12 protein-coding genes are annotated in these 16,311 nt (G+C 50.2%); all 12 read right to left on the bottom strand.

Annotated elements, in window-relative coordinates; translation table 11 throughout:
• Positions 1 to 8: 8 nt before the first annotated feature.
• On the bottom strand, positions 9 to 944 hold the full coding sequence (locus AC3WT9_RS18800; protein ID WP_341096297.1) for an ABC transporter ATP-binding protein: 936 nt from the start codon (positions 942 to 944) through the stop codon (positions 9 to 11).
• 204 nt (positions 945 to 1,148) lie between these two features.
• The gene (locus tag AC3WT9_RS18795) at positions 1,149 to 1,802 is read right to left on the bottom strand and encodes a response regulator transcription factor (protein ID WP_341097782.1); all 654 of its coding nucleotides are present in this window, start codon (positions 1,800 to 1,802) and stop codon (positions 1,149 to 1,151) included.
• 27 nt (positions 1,803 to 1,829) lie between these two features.
• The gene (locus tag AC3WT9_RS18790; protein ID WP_341379785.1) at positions 1,830 to 2,990 is read right to left on the bottom strand and encodes a sensor histidine kinase; all 1,161 of its coding nucleotides are present in this window, start codon (positions 2,988 to 2,990) and stop codon (positions 1,830 to 1,832) included.
• Between the two features lie 203 nt (positions 2,991 to 3,193).
• Positions 3,194 to 4,207: an endo-1,4-beta-xylanase gene (locus AC3WT9_RS18785; RefSeq protein ID WP_341096300.1), complete on the bottom strand. Its 1,014-nt coding sequence runs from the start codon at positions 4,205 to 4,207 to the stop codon at positions 3,194 to 3,196.
• A gap of 114 nt (positions 4,208 to 4,321) precedes the next feature.
• The gene (locus AC3WT9_RS18780) at positions 4,322 to 5,860 is read right to left on the bottom strand and encodes a glycoside hydrolase family 43 protein (RefSeq protein WP_341379786.1); all 1,539 of its coding nucleotides are present in this window, start codon (positions 5,858 to 5,860) and stop codon (positions 4,322 to 4,324) included.
• Positions 5,861 to 5,902: 42 nt separating this feature from the next.
• On the bottom strand, positions 5,903 to 6,817 hold the full coding sequence (locus AC3WT9_RS18775) for a carbohydrate ABC transporter permease (RefSeq protein ID WP_341379788.1): 915 nt from the start codon (positions 6,815 to 6,817) through the stop codon (positions 5,903 to 5,905).
• A 47-nt stretch (positions 6,818 to 6,864) separates the two neighbouring features.
• Positions 6,865 to 7,836 (bottom strand): ABC transporter permease, encoded by a 972-nt coding sequence (locus tag AC3WT9_RS18770; RefSeq protein ID WP_341096307.1) that lies wholly within the window; start codon positions 7,834 to 7,836, stop codon positions 6,865 to 6,867.
• A 74-nt stretch (positions 7,837 to 7,910) separates the two neighbouring features.
• The gene (locus tag AC3WT9_RS18765) at positions 7,911 to 9,611 is read right to left on the bottom strand and encodes a type 2 periplasmic-binding domain-containing protein (RefSeq protein ID WP_341096309.1); all 1,701 of its coding nucleotides are present in this window, start codon (positions 9,609 to 9,611) and stop codon (positions 7,911 to 7,913) included.
• 114 nt (positions 9,612 to 9,725) lie between these two features.
• Entirely contained in the window at positions 9,726 to 11,264 is a 1,539-nt protein-coding gene (locus tag AC3WT9_RS18760; RefSeq protein ID WP_341379789.1) for a response regulator transcription factor, read from the bottom strand.
• Positions 11,261 to 13,087 (bottom strand): cache domain-containing sensor histidine kinase, encoded by a 1,827-nt coding sequence (locus AC3WT9_RS18755; RefSeq protein ID WP_341379790.1) that lies wholly within the window; start codon positions 13,085 to 13,087, stop codon positions 11,261 to 11,263. The genes AC3WT9_RS18760 and AC3WT9_RS18755 overlap by 4 nt, the downstream gene beginning before the upstream one ends.
• Positions 13,088 to 13,107: 20 nt before the next feature.
• On the bottom strand, positions 13,108 to 14,649 hold the full coding sequence (locus AC3WT9_RS18750) for a response regulator (RefSeq protein ID WP_341096315.1): 1,542 nt from the start codon (positions 14,647 to 14,649) through the stop codon (positions 13,108 to 13,110).
• Positions 14,650 to 14,902: 253 nt separating this feature from the next.
• On the bottom strand, positions 14,903 to 16,309 hold the full coding sequence (locus AC3WT9_RS18745; protein ID WP_492407782.1) for an ADP-ribosylglycohydrolase family protein: 1,407 nt from the start codon (positions 16,307 to 16,309) through the stop codon (positions 14,903 to 14,905).
• Positions 16,310 to 16,311: the final 2 nt, after the last annotated feature.

Below are 16,311 nucleotides of genomic sequence, written 5' to 3'. Positions count from 1 at the left end.
ATCACCTTCTACTCCTCTCTTAAGGCTTTGCCTGTAATTTGGAGAAAAAGGCTTTCAAGATTCATCTCTTCGTACTTGAATCCGGTTAGCCGGAAGCCCAGGTTCCTAATATCATCAACAATATCAATCACACTTCTCTCCCCGGTAGAGACAAGCATACTAATATGTTTGCCTTCCACAGTTGCCTTGGTGACACCGGAGATTTGCTCGAGCTGGCCCAATGCTGCTTCATTTCCTTCACTATAATCCACCGTCAGCGTATCGCAGGCCTTCAAGTTCAGCTTGAGCTCCTCTTTGCTCCCCAGCGCAATAAGGGAGCCATGGTCGATTATTGCAAGCCGCTTGCACAGATACTCCACTTCTTCCATGTAGTGGCTGGTATAAATAACCGTCATGCCTCTGTCCTGGTTTAATTTCTTTACCGTTTCCAGAATATGATGCCTGGACTGGGGGTCAATCCCTACCGTAGGTTCATCTAGTACGAGCAATTTAGGATCATTCATCAACGCGGCACCGATATTGACCCGGCGCTTCATTCCTCCCGACAGCTCGGACACGGCCTGGTTTCTTCGTTCTTTGAGTCCAATGATGTCCAGAACTTCCTCGGTTCTGCTCTTCAATCTGCTGCCGTAAAGTCCATATAGACTGCCAAAGAACTCCAGGTTGTCCTTGGTGCTTAACGCCTGGTACAACGCCAAATCCTGCGGTACAATCCCCATTATTTTCTTGATCTCTCCGGGCTTTCCGCTGAGCAGTTTGTGATCGACAGTAATCGTCCCTGCGGTTGGCCTTAGCACAGTGCTTATCATCGACACCATTGTTGATTTGCCTGCACCATTCGGTCCGAGCAAGCCGAACCTTTCACCGCTTTGCACATTTAACGAAATATCCTTTACAGCCGTAAAATCCTTATATTTCTTCGTCACATGGTTCAGTTCAAGCATCAGCGTGGTCCCCTTTACGATAACTCTTACTCTGTTATCATTTTATCGCCACGCTTCGAACAGGGATATTCACTTAAGTCCCCAATCAAGGGGTTGCTTTAGTAAGCAATTTCAGTATTACTTTAGTCATATAGGTTAGAGGAAGGAAGGTCAGGAGGAGACAAAACAGCCCCTCTCTCCTGAAGAACGGGTTATCCGGCGGAGTTATATATTAAGCTTCTGCAAATACAGGGTCAATTCGGTTCTGTTGTTTAATTCAAGTTTGTTAAGCATTCTGGAAACATAGTTTTTTACCGTGCCTTCTGTAATAAACAGCTCGTTGCTGATGGTTTTGTTGCTTTTCCCCTCCATAATCCCCTTGGCCACCTCAAGCTCTCTTGGCGTGAGCCAGGGGGAGACAGCGGGAGTTCCATTCTCCGTTGGCAAACTATGAATCGTCCCTGCCGAGTTAAGGGCGTCCACCAATTCCCGGGTAATCTGCGGATTCAGCATAATGTTACCCTCGCAGGCCGATCGAATGGCCGCCATGATATCCTCTGAAGCCGAATCCTTAAGGATGTATCCATCCGCTCCATGCTTAAGCCCGGCAAGGATAAACTCCCTGTCATTAAAAGTAGTAAGGATGATTACTTTAATCCCCGGATACCCCTCTTTCACAGCTTTGGTCGCCTCAATCCCATTCATCAGCGGCATTTTGATATCCATCAAAATCACGTCAGGAGAGTAATCGGCCAGCAGCCGGAGCAGTTCCTGTCCATTCGCTGCCTCTCCGATTACCTTTGCATCCGCTTGAAGGCTCAAAACCATTTTCAAGCCTTCCCTCACAATCAGTTGATCGTCTGCAATTATAATACTCACCATAACTGCTGCTCCTCCTTGCCTATGCTAGAAATCAACCATTTTAGGAATATTCGCCTGCACTTTAAAACCTGAATCCTGATTAGAATCGAATTGAACGGTACCGCCCAAAGCGTGAATCCGCTGTTCGATCCCCTGAATTCCGTTCGACTTGATAACCTCCCTGCATCCCGTTCCGTTGTTGGCAATAAGCAATGAAATCTGCCGGGGACTTTTATGGATAGCCAGGGAGAACAGTGTGGCTTTCCCATGTTTGATTCCATTAGTGATTGATTCCTGAACCGTTTTATAAATGCAGTCTTTAATCTCGAAGTTCACAGCTTCTATATCCTCATCCATATTGAGTTCAAACCGGGTTTGCCCGGCCGCTTGGAAATGGGCGAAGAGGTTAAGGAGCTGACGCCGGAGTGAAAGCTCCTGTACGTGCTGCTCCTCATTCAGCAGCAGCACAGCCTGTCTGAGCTGCACCATACATTCTCTTGACAGCTGGTAGGATTGGCCAACAACACTCCTGATTTTGTCCGTTTCCAGGTCTACAGCTTTGTGGGCGAATTCTAGATGCATATTTAATGCAGTCAGATAATGCCCCAATGAATCATGCAGCTCCTGGGCAATCCTTGTCCTTTCTTTGCTCAGCGTCAGCTCTCTGACCGTTACTGAATACTGTTTCAGCGCCAAATTAGCCTTCTCCAGTTCCTGATTCAACACTTGTGTTCTGGTCTTATCAATCATAGCATTCCTGAATAGGTAGACAATGGTGAACATGATTGCATAGGAAGTTATTATGTATTTCATTGCGGTATGACCGGCTGCCAGAGAAGCGCTGAAAATCCCCATATGCAACAGCAAAAGAGGCACAGGCACCTTCCGCGTACCCACGATGAGCTCCACAAGCAAAATAATGATATAAAGCTGTGTTCCGGTACAATACACTTTCCACAGCAAAAAACCAGCGCATAAATTGCTCAACACAAAAGAAAAAGACCACAGCGTCCCCGCTACGGATAAGTATCTGCTTCTGGCATAATCATTGATTAGCAGCAGCAAAGCAAAACACGCCAAAAATACCGCTGATCCGGGATCAGCGGCATAATCTTTAAGCAGCACAGCGAATACGGATAATACGGCGAACACTCTGATTATTTTCTCCGCAAACACTCGGACACCTTTGCCCGTAAAGCTTTCCATGGCCGACCCACCTCTTTAGCCACAGTATAGCATACACAGTTTCGGGCTGACGGGACTTACCGCACTTGAAGAGTATTGCAAAATTGAATACAGCAGTGCAGCAGCCCTAAAACGTCCAAACGGGGGAAATGCCTTAGTTGAATTCTGCACCGAAACTCCCAGCCGTAATCATGGTTTCGTCTGCCTTCTCACGCGCTCCGTTCTCAGCTGTTCCGAACAGCAAGCCGGTTATAAGCAGGCTTCGGAGCATGCTGCTCGTCAAACAGAAACGGCCAATTCTTCCGCCCGCGGACCGGGAAATCATCCAGCCAGGTATAATCGTCCGCCGCTCCCCAGAAGGTCACCGAGGTAATTACCTCACCGTATTCCTTCAGCAGCCGGAACATCACCTCATAACGCTCTGCCTGCAGTTCAAGCAGCTCTGCGGGAGGCGATTTCAGGTCCGTCCGTTTGTCGTCAAAGCGGAAGAGTGACATATCCAGCTCCGTTAGTTGTAGCTGTAGCCCCAGCGAAGCGTATTTCTCGATCGCTGCGCGGACATCATCCAGCGCCGGATCATATAAATTCCAGTGCGCCTGCAGACCGACACCATGCACCGGCACATCCTGCTCCAGCAGCGACTTCAGCAGAGCATAGATTTTATCACGTTTATGCGGATGCGATTCATTGTAGTCGTTATAGAACAGCAGAGCCTTAGGGTCCGCTTCATGGGCAAACTGAAACGCCTTGGAAATAAACTCCGGCCCGGCAATATCGAGCCACTTGGACGGGCGGAGCAGCGCTTTCCCTTCATCGGCAATCACTTCGTTGACTACGTCCCAGGCGTAAATATCATTTCTGTAACGTCCGACAACCATATCCATATGTGACTTCATCCGGGCCAGCAGCGTCTCCTTGTTTACCGGACTCCCTGCCTTGTCCTGGAACAGCCAGTCGGTCGTCTGATTATGCCAGACCAGGGTATGGCCGCGCATCGCCAGCTGATGCTTCCGGGCAAAGGCAACCAGCTTGTCCGCCTCACTGAAATCATACACATCCTCTGCCGGATGCAAGCTCTCAAATTTCATTTCATTCTCAGCGGTAATGCTATTGAAATGATAGGCAAGCAAATGTTCCTGCGACACTATCGTCCGCGGATTCACCGCCGCTCCAATCTTGAAATCGTCCGCGAACACCGTCTTCAGCGCAGGCTCGGTAAAGCTGTTAATGCCCCTCATGAGTTGCCCTCCTAAAAGTTTTGTGAGCGTTACTTCACTGGATTCACTTCGTACAAAACTTACTTCAGAAGCATACGCCTAAGTTTTGTTAGCATAGACTCAAGTTTTGTGAGCCTATAATGAGCGGTAATCAAACCAGTCGAAGTAAGCCGTCGCTTCCGTTGTTTTGCCATGGCCTGTAGCGTACAGGCCGATTACGACACCAGTAAAGCCGTTGCCTTCTACCGCTTGCGGCGACAAGGCATAGGCAGCTCCCGAAGCCAGCTTGATCCATTTCTCACCGTCCAAGGAATAGAGAAGATAATATCCGGCAGCATCGGCTGCAATTTTCAGGTAGGCTTTGCCGGTTGGGGCAGGAACCTCCGCCGCAAGCTGTGTATGTCCTTTCACCGTCAAATAGGCGGATATCACTCTTTGGCCGTCTTTTTGTGCCAGGCCAATTTCATAATGCGCCTGCTCATTCATACGGGCGCATAGACCGGCTTCTTCACCGTCCGCCCCGCTATCCAGCTCCAGCAGGGTGCTCCATTCCGCAGCCACATGCTGCTGCCTTCTGCCGGCGAATGCCACCTGGCCGATCTCGTTCAGACTACACGGCTGTCCGCGAAGCGCCAGCCAGCCCGGACGTGCCTGCAAAGACCAGCTGCCCTCTGCCGGATTGCGCAGAAAGGTCAGTGCATACGGCAGTATGCTGTCTGCAAATTCATGCCGGCCATTATACTCGGCAGGCTGCGGCGAACCTTTTGACGGACGCGCCACGTTCATCTCCAGCTCAACTGTTCCTTCATTATTATCAATCATCGGCCAGCCGTCTTCATTCCAGTGCACCGGTGCAAGATACGTCTCCCGTCCGAGCACCCCGTAGCCGTGTTCTCCAAGCCTCACACCCAGAAAGACAGCCCACCAGTTCCCGTCCGGCCCCTCAATCAGATCGGCATGGCCCAAATACTGAATCGGGTGATCAATCCCTCTGTGTGTCAGAATGGGCTGCGGCAGCCGCTCGAACGGCCCGTACGGGGAACTGCTGCGCCCGATAATCTCACGGTGTTCCTTGGCCGTCCCGCCTGAGGCAGCCATAATATAATACAATCCGTTTATCTTGTATAAATGCGGACCTTCCGTCCAAGGCCCGCCGTCGCCGGTCCAGATCACAACCGGTTCGGTCAACGCCTCTCCGGTAGTAATATTAATCTCATATTGGATGACATGGGAATCATAATTAGCTCCCTGCTGAGTGGTCACATAAACTTTGCCATCCTCGTCAAACATCAGGGAAGGGTCGATCCCCCCGAACGGGATACTGACCGGATCTGACCAGGGCCCCGCAGGATCGGTTGCTGAAACGTAAAAGTTGCCTCTTCCCCGCACATCCGTTGTAATCATGTAGAAGGTTCCTTCATGATAGCGGATCGTCGGTGCATAAATGCCGTCGGAGCTGCCGCAGCCGCGGATATCCAGCTGGCTGATCCGGTCCAGCACATGGCCGATCTGTTGCCAGTGAATCAGATCCCGGCTGTGAAAAATCGGCACTCCCGGAAAATATTCAAAGGAGCTGCACACCAGATAATAATCTTCTCCAGCCCGGGTTATGCTCGGATCGGGATAGAAACCCGGAAGAACCGGATTCGTGTATTGTGTTGAAGAAGGGTTCATATTCCTGCAGACAACCTTTCTGTATCGTTAATTACGGCTGCGTTATTCCTTCACACTGCCCACATTTAGACCAACCACGAAATATTTCTGCATGAACGGATAGACGAGCAAGATAGGTACCGAAGCCACTACGGTAATAGCTGCCCGGATCGACAGCGGGGTCACCAATGCTCTGGCCGATTCCTGATCCATCCCTACCCCGGCGGAAACGTTCGGATTGCTGTTGGAATTCATCGTTGAAGACAGCAGCTTCATCAGCTCATATTGCAGGGTACTAAGATTCTGTCTGGAGGAGGTATAGATAAAGGCATCAAACCAGGAGTTCCACGCGCCGACAGCCACAAACAGGGCAATGGTAGCAAGTACCGGTTTGCACAAAGGGAAAACAACCTTCATGAAAATTCTGAAATCCCCTGCACCGTCGATTCTCGCCGACTCCAGCAGACTTTCCGGAATCGTGCCGATGTACGTACGGATGACGATCATATTAAATGCGCTGATCATGGACGGGAGAATATATACCCAAAAGTTGTTCAGCAGGTGCAGATCCTTGATCAGGAAATACCCTGGAATCAAACCGGCACTGAAATACATGGTGAGTACAAAGATCACAGTGATCGGTTTACGGAATACATATTCCTTCCGGCTTAATGTGTAGGCAAGCATGGTCGTCAGGAAAATGTTTAGAATCGTTGAAATTACTGTGCGCGCCACTGATATCAGAAATGCGTCATAAATCGTCCCCGAGGCAAAGATCGCCTTGTAGTTCTGAACAGTCCAGACTCTCGGCCATAAGTAAATGCCCCCGCGGATCGTATCATTGCCCGCGTTAAACGAAACAGCAATGGTATTGAGGAACGGATATAATGTCACAAGCACCAGGGAGATCATAAAGACCGTATTGAACGAAGTGAATAGAACCGGTTCAAGCCTGCCGGTGCCTAAGCTCTTTTTCATCGTGAAGCCTGCTTTTTGCTGAGGGCTAATTTGTCGGTTATCCATGGTTATAACAGCCTCTCTTCCCCAAGCCGCTTAGAAATTCCGTTAGCCATAAGCAGCAATGTTACGCTGACGACGGTTTTGAAAATCCCGCCAGCAGTCGCGAGTGAATAATTCCCTTGGGCAAGCCCGTATTTAAGCACGAATATATCTATCGTTTCCGCCCAGTCCACAACAAGCCCGTTGCCGAGCAGGTACTGAACCTCAAAGCCCGCTTCCAGGACATGCCCTATGGACATAATCATCAGAATTACGATCGTTGCTTTAATACCAGGCAAAGTTACAAACATCATTTTCTTGTAGCGGTTCGCGCCGTCAATTTCGGCGGCTTCATAAAGTGCTGGATCAATGGAAGCAATGGCCGCGAGATAAATAATCGTATTCCAGCCGACTTCCTTCCATACATGCGAGGCACCTACTATTCCCCAGAAATACTTGCCTTCACTGAGCCATAGAATCGGTTCTTTAATCAGATGCAGCTTCATCAGAACGATGTTGACAATCCCGTCATTGATGGACAGCGAGGTGGCCACAATCCCGGTAACAATAATCCAGGACAAAAAGTGCGGCAGATAGGAAATTGTCTGCACGGTTCTTTTCCAGAACACCTTCTTGATTTCATTCAGCAGCAGCGCGAGTACGATGGCCGTAACAAAACCAAGCACAAGATTGATAATCCCCATCGCCAATGTATTGCGCAGCACCCGGAGGAAGTTATCATCGGTAAACAGAAACTTGAATTGCTTCAATCCTACCCATTCCTGTTCGCTGAAGGACTTGGCCGGCTTGTAATTCTGGAAAGCCATTGTCCAGCCCCAAACGGGGACATAGGCAAAAAGAATAATATAGAGCATTAGAGGTACAGACATCCATATGAGCTGATTCTGGCTTTTGATCAACGACCAGGTGACGGGCCGCTTCTTCTTCTTTTTGTTGGGATGCCGGACGACGGTATCTATTTCTAGGGTCTCATCCATAGTTGTTGTCTCCCCACTCCATTATTTTAATTTAGCAGGTGGAAGGCCGGAGCCGGCCCCCCACCTTTGCTTCGTTATTTACTCCAGTTATCAATTCTCCATTTTATCTGCTCATTGATCTTGTCTTCATAAGCCTTTACATTGGCCTTCTTAACCTCTCCGACATAATCGCCCCAGACGGAATCAAATTCAGCCGGGCTGGCAAGGATGGCTTTAGGCAGGAACTTTGTCGACAATTCATTCAGCTTGGTGCTGGCAATTTTGGCATCTGAGCCTTCCACCAAATCAATGGACCAGGCCGGGTAATAGACAGGGTTGGCAGGGGGTTCGCTGAAGAAATCGACATAGCTGTTAAAGCCATAAGCATCCAGGAACTCCTTGTCAAAAGGTTTTAAGCCGGCTTGATATTCTTCAGGCTGCTCGGATACGCCGGTGGCATTGCCGTCGTTGAAGCTGCCCTCGATTTTAGGCATCCAGCTGTACAGCGATTTGGCCTTGTTGGCAAGCTGCCATGTCGCATCTGTAGCTTTATCGCGCTGCTCCTGCGTTCTCATGAAGCGGCCTTTCTCGTTCACGATGTAATCCTCGCCTTCAATCCCCCAGGCAAACGTCTTCTGCCAGTCTTCACTGATCAGTGTATCCAGCAGTTTGATAATCTTCACCGGATCTTTAGCGTTGATGCTGATCCCGAAGCCGTTGTTCAGGTTCAAAGCCGCTCTATCGCGATAGTAGTCTTTAGTAGCCGTGTCGTATACAAGCGGAAGACCTACGTAAGTACGCTCGATTTTATTCTGCGTGGTCAGCGATTCTTCGGCGGAGCCAAAGTTCCAGTGCTGGTCAAACATCCCCAGAACCGTACCGCTGGATAGCTTCGCCATATACTGGTCGTAGTTCTGAACAAAGGTCTCTTTGTCGATCAGGCCCTTCTGGTTGACTTCGTTCAGTTTCTGGTAGTATTGCTTGGCATAATCTTTGTCTGCAAAAATTTCGGCCACACCGTCATTTACAACTACACCGCCATCGTTCGGATGGCCGATCAGATGCTGCGGCGCATTGAACAGCCCCCAGTTTCTCCAGTCAGAGTTAAGAATTTCGAACCCGATGGTCGGGCTTCCGTCAATCTTTGGATATTTCTCCTTATATTTTTCAATCAGATCGAAATATTCATCAAGCGTCTTGACCTTTGGATAACCGAACTCCTTGAGGATTGCCTTTTGAATCCAGAAGGCAGGCCCCGAGTAATAGGCACTATTGACCTTACCGTTATACACCCCGTAATTTGGCAGGATATAAATATGTCCGTCATTCGGGTCTTTCATCATGTTCCAGTAATCAGCGTAATGCGCTTTCAAATTCGGTGCGTATTGTTCAATCAAATCTTCAAGCGGAATGTAGGCGCCTGCAGCCGTCAGCTTCGTATTGCCCGTCATCATATCCGGGTAATCCTGGCCGGCAATCATAACACCCAGCTTCTGGTTGATGTCGCCCGCCAAAAATTCAAAATTAAAGCTGGCACCCGTTTCTTCTTTGATTTTCTTGTAAATCTTATTGTCCGGTGTCGGCTGCTGTCCGGCTTCGCCGAGGAAGATGCTGATGTTGAACGGCTCGGCTTTGTCGCCCGTAGTTGCAGCCGCCGTAGTTTGTGCTCCACCGGTCTCTTCCGCTTTAGCGTTGTTCTTGGTGTTGTTGTTCCCGCCGCATCCGGCGAGGGTAAAGCTCAGGGATAACAGCATAATCAGGGAAAACTTAAACGTTGTTTTAGACTTGCCCCCCATAAAGCACCTCCATAATTTTTTGACGCTGCATCTTGTAAGCACTTACATTCATAAATTATAGAGGTGATAATACCTGTAAAATACGACTGAATTAAAGGTGTATCCCCAAAAAGTTTAGAACTTTGCATTCCGGTATTCATTCGGACCCATATGCATTTTCTTCTCAAATTGCTTCAGAAACTGTCCATAATTGGCATAGCCCACCTGCTCGGCAATTTCTGAAAGCTTTAATTTATGCTCACGCAGCAGCAGCGAAGCCTCCGCAATCCGCAGGTTATGAAGCTGCTCATTGAAGTTAATTCCGTTCTTCTTCATTAGCAGCTGTCCCAGATAAACCGGGTGCAGGAAAAAGACTTCTGCCAGCTTCTGAATGCTCAGGCTTTCACGGTAATGCTGCTGCATATACTGATTGATCTCCCGCACAATCCCGTGCGAGCACTTGTCCTGCTCCTGCAGAAGCAGTTCAATACAGCTCTCGCCGAAGACCCGCAGGTGGTCCATTAGCCCGCTCAAACTCATCATGGAATGCTGAATTTCAGGAAGCTTAAAGGCCTTGGCCGTATTCTCCCCGTGTTCTCCGCCCGCTTCAGGGGTCAGCTCCTGTATGCGGTACATAATATGAATTGCAAACTTCTTCACTACCTCCGGGGCGACCCGCTTCTCCCGAAAGCCGCGGGCTGCCGCTTCAACTGCCTGGCGGTAACCGGCAATATCCAAGGTATTGACCGGGCTGAGCAAGGCATCGATTAGCCGGATAGGATCATAGTGATAGCTGAATGTCTGTTCACGGATCTCCCGATAGGCCAACAATCCGGGATTCTCCGGCTGGTAGAAGTAATGCATAAGCGCTTCTTTGGCCGTCCGGTAGCAGTTCGCTATATTGCATAAGGATTCTTCACAGTCTCCACCTGCAATAAATAAGGGCTGGCCGGGGTACGCCTCACGCAAGGCAAGCGTCAGCTCATGAATGCCGTCGCCCTCCACGGCATGCGGGGAACTCCCGTACACAATGCCGAAGCTTCCCGCCTCCAGATCAATCAAATACATCGCAGCTTTCCCGGTCAGCAGGGATGCCGCCTTTTCTCTTACCTCCGCGTACATTTCCGGCGTACTTTGAATCAGGCACAGGTTCCAGTAGCTGATACCCTCCGACAGCCTGGCATACAGCGCAGTATAGGTCTTGTCCACCGGATTTTCATTCAGCAGTTCCTTAATAAGAGTACTGCTCTCCTCCGACGCCGCGATCAGATTCATCATCCGGCTGCGGGTCTCCTGCTTCAGCTCCTGATGTATTTCCCGCAATTCCTCCGCCGCCTCTTCCGGAAATACCGGTTTGAGCAGATAATGGTTAATGCCATACCGGATAGCTGTCTGGGCATATTCGAACTCGCTGTAGCCGCTCAATATGGCAAATTTAATCTCTCTTTGGCCCTCCCGCTGCCAGGCGGCAATCATCTCCAGCCCGTTCAGCAGCGGCATATTCACATCCGTAATGACCAGATCCGGCTCTAGCTCTTTCATCTGCTGCAGCCCTTCCCTGCCATTGCTGCTGGTTCCGCACACCTCGAACCCCAGCTCCTGCCAATCAATCCACAGCAGCATACCCTCCAGGGCACTCGGCTCATCATCAATCAACAGCACTTTATACTTCATAAGTTCCCCTCATTTCCCGGCGGACTAATTTGTTCAAGCAGCTTAAGCGGGATACCGAAGGAAACTATAGTCCCCTGGTCCGGCGCACTGACAATCTCAAAGCGGACCTGATCCGCATAATTCAGCTCCAGTCTGCGGTACACGTTGCGGAGTCCGATGTTCGCTCCAGAGGAGTCCTCCGTGGAGACCGCGGACAGCAGCTCTTTCAGCTTCGCGGCTTCCATCCCTTTGCCGTTATCCGAAACCGTGATCTGCAGGCGGTTATCCTGAACTGCAGCTTTCACTTTAATAATGCCAAGCCCCTCTATGGTCTGCAGGCCGTGCTTGCAGGAATTCTCCACAAGCGGCTGCATGCTCAGCTTGGGAATCTTGTACCGCAGCGCCTGCTCATCAATGTCAAACTGATAGTCAAATTTATCCCTGAACCTGAACTTTTCAATCTTCAGATACATTTCAATAAACAACATCTCCTCCTGCACCGACACCACATCCTCCTTCCAGCTGAGCAGCCTGCGCAGCAGCTTCGACAAGCTCTTCACAATATCTGTCACATCGGAGTAGTTGTTTTTGGTGCAGACCACAAGAATTGCATTTAAGGTGTTGAACAGAAAATGCGGGTTCATCTGGCTTTGCAGGAAATTGAGCTCCGCCCTGACCCGCTCCATCTCCAGATTCTTGCTCTGAATCTCCAGCTTATACACATCATTAATCAACGAATTGATCCTGGAGGTCATCCGGTTGAAATTATGGATCAGGCCGCCGATCTCATCCCGGCCCTCGTCGATGCGGATCAGCTCAAACTTTTCGTTCGATACCTTCTGCATATGTCTGGACAGCCGTTTTACGCGGTAATTATAGGATCTTAACATCACGTAGATAAAGCAGGAGGTCAGTAAGGTGACTGTAGTGGCCAGAACTGCCGCATACAGCTGCATATCCAGAATGGCCTGGGTAAGCCGCTCTCCCTGGGTAATTCCAATGATTCTCCAGCCCTTGAGGTAATTGGCTGTACCCACAGCCACAACATGAAGGTCCTCCTGCTGGCCGTCATCCAGCTGTTTGAACAGCGGATACGGCTCATTTGTCACCCGCTGGTAACCGCCGTCCGCTGACATGACGATCTGATTCTGCTCATTGACCAGGTATAGGCTAAGATAGTCCTTTTCCCTGACAATGATGTCGTAAATTTCACTTAGATCCAGATCAATCCGCAGCAGCTTATCAAATTTATTCAGTGAGCTGTAATTGTCCATCTGCTCAACTACGCTAAGTGTGGGAATGGAGGAGGTACTGAGCTCATTCTCGCTAGTCCTGTAAGCGGTGACAATAACCCGGTTGCCCGATGCTTTCGCCTGCTTGTACCATTCGCTCTTCCAGACCTTCTGGTTCATGATCTGATAGTTGCCGCCGGACACAATCGATGTATTATTGGTGAACACACTGATCCGCTCGATCTGATTATTCACCGGCATATAGCTGTTGAGCCGGTCCCGCAGCTGCTCATCATAGGTACTGTAAAAGTCAATCGAGTCCTTATACGTCCGGTCCAGCATTTCATACAGACTCTTATCCGCAGACAGCGTGTAGCTGACAGCTACACCACCTTCGATAAAATCATGAACGTCCTTTCGCGCCCGCTCCAAAGAAATCTCCAGGTTCTGCTGCTCCCTTGATTTGATCAAATCCGAGATCCGGTCCAGAAAGACCAGATTGATCACCATAATCGGCAACAGCACACCCACGATGTAAATGAGGATGAACTTATAATTCAGCGGAATGTCGTTGACGATATTTCCGAATCTTTTTACTTTTTTGGTTTCCACGCCTCATGCACCCGGCTTTCTTAGAGCTGCTTATTCTTTTTGGCATTTTTATAGACCGAGGGCACAACACCCACGATCAGCTTGAATTTGTCGATAAAATAATCCGTATTGGAGAACCCCACTTGAAGGGCAATATCAGATATTTTCAGCTGCGTCCGCTTAAGTAGTCCTTTCGCGGCTTCAATCCGTTTCTCATTCAAATACTCGCTGAAGCTGCGGCCGGTCTCTTTACGGAACAGCTGTCCCAAATAAGCGGAATTCATGTGGAAATGCCTCGCCAGCTCCTGAAGCTGCAGCTTGTTGCGGAATTCAAGATCGACATACTGGATAACGTTAAAAATCGTATTCCCTTCATTGGCGCTGTGCAGCTCTGCCAGATAGACAGCTGTCTGCCTGCATAGTCCATCCGCATATTTGCCCAGCATAAAATAATCGCCGAGACTGCCGAGTTCTCCATATTCCTTCTGAAGCTCGTTCATAAGGATAGCCGGGTCCCCGTTCATCTCCGCCAGCAGCCGGCATAACGTCATCTCCAGGTGAGCCACCTGAGCCTGCACCGCTTCAACAGTCAGCAGCTGTTCTGCAAAAGAAGCGAACAGTTCCCTGATGCCGGGTTCAATTCCAGCCGTATCGTTAGCCTTTACCTTCTCCAGCAGCCTCTCCAGACTGTCATTCTGAAGCTCCGTCCCTGCACTCATTCTCTTGAGGTCACTATAAAAAAAGACTCCGCCCTTCTCCCGGTGGTACTTCAGCTTCCATACTTCAAGCGTCTGCGAATAAATTTCCCGCATGGACTCTATCCCGGTCATTCTGTCACTGATCATAATGGCTGCCGGCTCAAGCAGCTGTTCCGCAAGTGCTTTCTGGAGCCGTCTGGCATTCTCCGCCAGACTATCGCAGCTGATCGAAGCCGACTGAATCATCATGCCCGACCTGCCCGCCGCATCCTGAAAGAAACAAGTGGATTCCCAGGGGAAATAATCGTTTAGGCGCTGGTCGATATCGACGGCGGTATAAGGCGGGGCGATAAGAATGCATACCAGCTCCGTATCCGGCTGCAGGTTCAGCAGATTGACCGCCATCATCCGCAGCTCTTCACTATGCTCACCCTGAATCAGGCGAGTGATCAGATTATTTACGATAAATGCCCGCTTTTTCTGACGATCCACATTGGAAGCGATTTCATTTTGGATGATCGTTTGCATCTTGCCCAGCAAGGACTCGATTTCTTCGTCGTCAATCGGCTTCAGCAGGTATTGATCCACCCGTTGACGGAGCGCGGTCCGGGCATACTGGAAATCATCATAACCGCTTAGAATGACAAACTTTGGCGGCATGGCCATACTTACATTCAGCTTGGCAATCAATTCGAGACCATTGAATACAGGCATATTGATATCCGTTAATACTAAATCCGGTTTCTGCTCCTGGATAAGCCTGAGCGCATCCGGGCCGTTCAAGGCTTCCCCGCATATCTCAAAACCGAACTTCTTCCAATTCACCATCGTTCTCAGACCTTCAAGAACCCACGGTTCATCGTCAACAAGCATGACTTTCAGCATGAGTCTCGCTCCTTCATATCCTTTTTTTTATAGACAGATACGATAGCAAAATTACTATAGATCATGCTAACACAGATAGACTGAGTTATGGAATAGGCTCTGGGCATATATACTGTATCCAATAGAACTTCCCATTTCAGTAAATTTCGGGAATTTCCCAAGATGCTCCCCCGCAGGAGCCGCAAATCCTTCGGAACAAAAAGGGATGTTCCCGGCCTTCTTTTCAAGGCTGTGGAACATCCCTATGTTTCACTCAAACTTGCTGTTCTTGTGTCTCAAGCTCCTTGCGGATCTTCAGAAATACCTGATAACTCCGCTCGGCGCATTCCGAAATGGCTATCGGATGGAAGCCGGGCAGATCGGCGTATAGTGTGTCATTCAGCGGCGTTGTCCAGCTCGTCGGCAGCTCCTTCGCGCCAAGCTTCGCTCCCATAATCGAGCCTACTGTGGCGCCGTTGCAATCCGTATCCATCCCGCCGTACACAGAGGTGACTACGGCCTTCTCGAAATCATTGCCGCCATAGACAAGTGAGGCGGCGACCAGCGCAGCATTATTATTGGTGTGCACCGGATCATAATGACTGAATTGATCCCAGACTTTGCTCACCAGCTCACGTTCGCTTTTGGCCTTCCGGCCAATATCGATTCCGCGTTTCACATCGCTGGCCAGACGGCTTGTGCTTGGGATCTCGCTGAGCCCGATCTCCAGGATGCGCTCGTTATCCTGCTCGGCGAAGGCGGCGGATATCATCGCGGCATTCAGCATCTCGCCGTAGATTCCGTTCTTCACATGCGAGAACGAAGCGTCCCGCCAGCCCAGCTCCGCCGCGAGCTCCGGATACCCGGCCGCCCCGTAGGCCAAACCGTCCGCACGTATTGCGGCGCCGATCCATTCGCGGTACGGATTGAGAAACATGCGCACACGTTCCTGCCGCTGGGGCCAATCCGCCGGCTTTTCTCCATGCATATGGGAAGTTTCCCGGGCAAAATTCATATAGGCCTGGGTCTCTGCTGTGCAGACCTGGCTATACGTCAGGTTTCCATGCCACAGCTTGCCGACATCCCATGAATCCCAGTCCAAGCCTTTCTGCTCCAGCAGCATCAGACCGAGGACCGTATAGCGGATATCGTCGTCACTCTCCATGTACCGGATAGTCTCCCGGGTGCTGGTAAAGGACCAGCCGCTTAAGCCCAGACCGTATTCCTTCTCCGCCCGTGAATGCTCCGGGGTATAGCCGGTAATCGGCCACGCGTCTGCACCCTGGAACCACAGCTCAATATTCTGCCAGCCCGGCCGGCCGTCTTTGCCATACAGGTAATCCCAATATTCCAGCGGCTTGCCCAGTGCACAGCCGACACTTCTGCCCAGCCAAGCCCCGTAGAACTTGTCCCTCCACTCCGCAGGACTCCACCGGGCGTCAAGCTTCCGCGGTCCATCCGGGCGCAGGCTGCGGATTTCCGCAAGACCCGACGGCTCCCGGTACGGGAAATCCTCAGCTACCTTGAGCTCCATCAGCTCGCGGTATACCTCCATAAGCTTCATTTCATCGCTTCCGGCGGCGGCAAGCTTCTCGGTCAGACTGCCGGCCTGGCAGCCTTCTTCCATCCGCTGCAGCAGTTCCAGCCGGACCGTCTCCTGAAGCTGTTCCCATCCAGCCATCC

Source organism: Paenibacillus sp. EB106-06-01-XG199 (genome assembly GCF_058791575.1).
Note: the sequence above shows the minus strand (reverse complement) of the source record. Positions and strands in the feature narration are given on the sequence as shown.

Bases quoted from the DNA above. Each gene is read 5' to 3' on its own strand.
- AC3WT9_RS18770 (WP_341096307.1), bottom strand. From the start codon at position 7,836: ATGGATGAGACCCTAGAAATAGATACCGTCGTCCGGCATCCCAACAAA.
- AC3WT9_RS18780 (WP_341379786.1), bottom strand. From the start codon at position 5,860: ATGAACCCTTCTTCAACACAATACACGAATCCGGTTCTTCCGGGTTTC.
- AC3WT9_RS18765 (WP_341096309.1), bottom strand. From the start codon at position 9,611: ATGGGGGGCAAGTCTAAAACAACGTTTAAGTTTTCCCTGATTATGCTG.
- AC3WT9_RS18750 (WP_341096315.1), bottom strand. From the start codon at position 14,649: ATGCTGAAAGTCATGCTTGTTGACGATGAACCGTGGGTTCTTGAAGGT.
- AC3WT9_RS18760 (WP_341379789.1), bottom strand. From the start codon at position 11,264: ATGAAGTATAAAGTGCTGTTGATTGATGATGAGCCGAGTGCCCTGGAG.
- AC3WT9_RS18800 (WP_341096297.1), bottom strand. From the start codon at position 944: ATGCTTGAACTGAACCATGTGACGAAGAAATATAAGGATTTTACGGCT.
- AC3WT9_RS18785 (WP_341096300.1), bottom strand. From the start codon at position 4,207: ATGAGGGGCATTAACAGCTTTACCGAGCCTGCGCTGAAGACGGTGTTC.
- AC3WT9_RS18775 (WP_341379788.1), bottom strand. From the start codon at position 6,817: ATGAAAAAGAGCTTAGGCACCGGCAGGCTTGAACCGGTTCTATTCACT.
- AC3WT9_RS18745 (WP_492407782.1), bottom strand. From the start codon at position 16,309: ATGGCTGGATGGGAACAGCTTCAGGAGACGGTCCGGCTGGAACTGCTG.
- AC3WT9_RS18790 (WP_341379785.1), bottom strand. From the start codon at position 2,990: ATGGAAAGCTTTACGGGCAAAGGTGTCCGAGTGTTTGCGGAGAAAATA.